This is a genomic window from Mycobacterium sp. E3305 (genome assembly GCF_001666785.1).
GTDB lineage: Bacteria > Actinomycetota > Actinomycetes > Mycobacteriales > Mycobacteriaceae > Mycobacterium.
In genome coordinates this window covers 1-3,381 of the sequence record NZ_LZJA01000183.1, presented here as the reverse complement: position 1 = coordinate 3,381, position 3,381 = coordinate 1, and the positions used below count along the sequence as shown (strand labels likewise).

General features: G+C 70.8%; 1 protein-coding gene. It reads right to left on the bottom strand.

The window, feature by feature from the left end; genetic code table 11:
• The coding region (locus tag A5701_RS16965) for a non-ribosomal peptide synthetase (RefSeq protein WP_156670128.1) at positions 1-3,381 on the bottom strand (3,381 nt) is incomplete at both ends.

The following is a 3,381-nucleotide window of genomic DNA, read 5'->3' as shown; positions in this document are numbered from 1 at the left end:
AGCCAGTCGACGTACTCGTCGATGCCGATGCCGTCGTCGTGCGGGTTCATCACGTGATACGTCTCGAACCCTTCGACGGTCCGGCCACCGAGCGTGGTGACCGCCTCGGCGACGAACTCCACCGGCAGCGCGTCGAAGTGCGAACGGCGCCGGTTGCCGTCGCCGTCCAGCTGGTAGAACGACCGCGGCGCGACGCCGGTGGCCACCAGGCTCAGCACCATCCGGGTGAACATGTCCGACAGGTTGAGTTGGCCGGCGTAGCTGGTGTCGGCGAGGATCATGTCGCAGCGGAACACCGAGACCGGCAGCCCGCACAGGTCGTTGGCCTCGCGCAGCAGCACCTCGCCGGCCCACTTGCTGTTCCCGTAGCCGTTGGAGTAGCCGCCGTCGATGGTCCGGGTCGGGCTGATGACGCGGATGTCGGCGTCTTCGGTGAACGCCGCCGGTTCCACCCCGTCCCCGACGTTCGCCGTCGAGACGTAGGAGTACGGCTTGAGCTTGCCGGTGAGGGCCAGCCGGATCAGCTCGGCGGTGCCGACGACGTTGGGGCCGAACAGCTCGCTGTAGGGCAGCGCGCCGTTGACCAGGGCGGCCGAGTCGACGATCAGGTCGATGGTGTCGGCGAGCCGCCGCCAGATGTGTTCGTCGAGACCAAGATTCGTCGCACCCTTGTCACCGGCGATCACCTCGAGGTGGTCGGCCGCGAGGTCCTGGAAGTAACGCAGCAGCTTCGGGTCACCGCTGTCGAACGTCTTCTCCAGCCGCAGGCGCGCCTCCTCGTCGGAGCCGCCCCGCACCAGACAGATCAGTTTGCCGCCCACCGGCTCGAGCCGCTCGAGCCACTGCAGCGCCAGATAACGCCCCAGGAACCCCGTCGCCCCCGTCAACAGGACCGTCCGCACCTGCGAGCTCGGCCCCGGCAGCGCGGGCGCGGCGCTCAGCGTCGCGGCATCGATGAACCTGTCCAGGGTCAGATCGCTGGCGTATACCTCGGTGGCGTCTCGACCGTGCACCGAGGCGAAGCCAGGGCCGTATTGGTCGGCGTGCCGGTCCAATTGCTGACTCAGGTTCCGCACCGACGGCGCGTCGAAGACGGCGCGCACCGGCAGATGGACACCCAGGGTGGTGTGGATGGCGGCGACCAGGCGCATCGCCGACAACGAGTCACCGCCGAGGTCGAAGAACGATTCCTCGACCCCTACCCGGTCCGCCCCCAGGACTTGGGCGTAGATGTCGGCCAGCGTCTCCTCGACCGGAGTGGCCGGCGGGCGGTAGCGATCACCGTCGGCGTAGGTCGGTGCCGGCAGCGCGCGCGCGTCGAGTTTGCCGTTCACCGTCAACGGCAGCGTGTCCAGCACCACCACCGCCGCCGGGACCATGTAGGCGGGCAGCCGATCGGCGAGCGCCGCGCGCAGCGTGACCGGGTCGGCGGCGCCCGTGACGTACCCCACCAGCCGCTTGTCCCCCGGGCGGTCCTCGCGGGCGATCACGGCCGCCTGCTCCACCCCGTCGGATGCGGCCAGGGCCGCCCGCACCTCGCCGAGTTCGACGCGGTGCCCGCGGATCTTGACCTGTTCGTCCGCGCGGCCCAGGTACCGCAGCTGCCCGTCCGGGCCCCAACACACCAGATCCCCGGTGCGATACATCCGGGTGCCGGGCGCCCCGAACGGGCACGCCACGAACCGTGACGCGGTCAGACCCGCCCGGCGCACGTATCCGTACGTCACCCCCGCGCCGGCGACGTACAGCTCGCCGACGACACCGGTGGGCGCTTCGCGCAACCGCCCGTCGAGCACGAACAGTGCCGCCGCCGGCACCGGCGAGCCGATCGGCGGGGTTCCCGACTCGGGCGCCAGCGGCGCGCTGATCGCCACGCACATCGTGGTCTCGGTCGGGCCGTAGACGTTGAGCATCGTCCGCCCCGGCGCCCACCGGTCCACCACCTCTTCCGGGCACGCCTCCCCGGCCACCACCAGGGCGGCCGAGTCCAGCTCGTCGAGCGGGAGCATCGCCGCCTCCGACGGCGTCTGGGTGAGCACGCCGACCCGTTCGGCGCTCAGCAAAGCGTGCAGGTCTTTCGGGGACCGGGCGGTCGCGTCGGGCACCACCAGCACCCGGCCGCCGTGCAGCAGCGCACCGAAGATCTCCCACACCGACACGTCGAAGACGAGCGAATGGCTCTGCGCCCACACCGCGGCCACCGGCAGGGGCGCGTCGAGGGGGGCGAACAGCTGCGTGACGTTGCGGTGGGCCACGGCCACGCCCTTGGGAGTTCCCGTGGTTCCGGACGTGTAGATGATGTAGGCGATGTCGTCGGCCGTCGGTGCCGCGGGCAACGCGCCACCGGGCTTAGCGTCCAGAGCGGCGTCGTGAACGTCGACGACGGCGAATTCGAACCCGTCCAGCCGCGACCGGAGGTCGGCGGTCGTCAGCGTGGCGGCCGGGGCGGCGTCGGTGAGGATGAACTCGATCCGCGCCGCCGGCAGCGCCGGATCGATCGGCAGGTAGGCCGCCCCGGTCTTGAGCACCGCGAGGATCGCCACGATCGCGTCCGCCGAGCGGTCCATCAGCAGCCCGACGCAATCGCCCGCACCGACCCCGCGCCCTACGAGCAAGTGCGCCAACCGGTTTGCGGCCCGGTCGAGTTGCCGGTAGGTCATCGAGCGGTCCCCGCAGCTGACGGCCGCAGCGCCCGGGTCGCGGGCGACCTGCGCGGCGAACACCTCCAGGATCGACGGCGGGGTCGGCGGTCGGTGCGACACCGCGCGGTTACCCCATTCGTTTAGGCGGGCGCGCTCGTCGGCATCGAGCATGTCGATCGACGACAACGGACGGCCGGGGTCGGCGGTCACGGCCACCAACACCTGGTAGAGGCGCTTGATCAGCGCTTCGATGGTGTCGGCGTCGAACACGTCGGTGCGGAACTCGACCTGGCCGCCGATTCCGGCGGCTTCGCCGGTGTCGTCCCAGTGCTCGCCCAGCGAGAAGGTCATATCCATGCGCGCGGTGTGGGTGTCCACGGGCAACGGGGCGACCCGTAGATCGCCAAGGCTCAGTTCGGCGGGGTCGTTGTTCTGCCATGCCAACATCACCTGCACCAGCGGGTGATGGCTCAGGCTGCGGGCCGGGCGAAGCCGCTCCACCAGCACCTCGAAGGGCACATCCTGGTGCTCGTAGGCGGCCAGGCTGCGCTGCCGCACCTGGGACAACAGCTCGGCCACCGTCGGATCGCCGGCCAGATCGACCCGCAGCACCAGCGTGTTGACGAAGAAGCCCACCACGTCGTCGAGCAGCGGGTCGCGCCGGCCGGCGATCGGGAAGCCGACGGCCACCTCGCTGCTTCCGCTCATGGTCGACAGCAGCACCGCCAGCGCGGCCTGG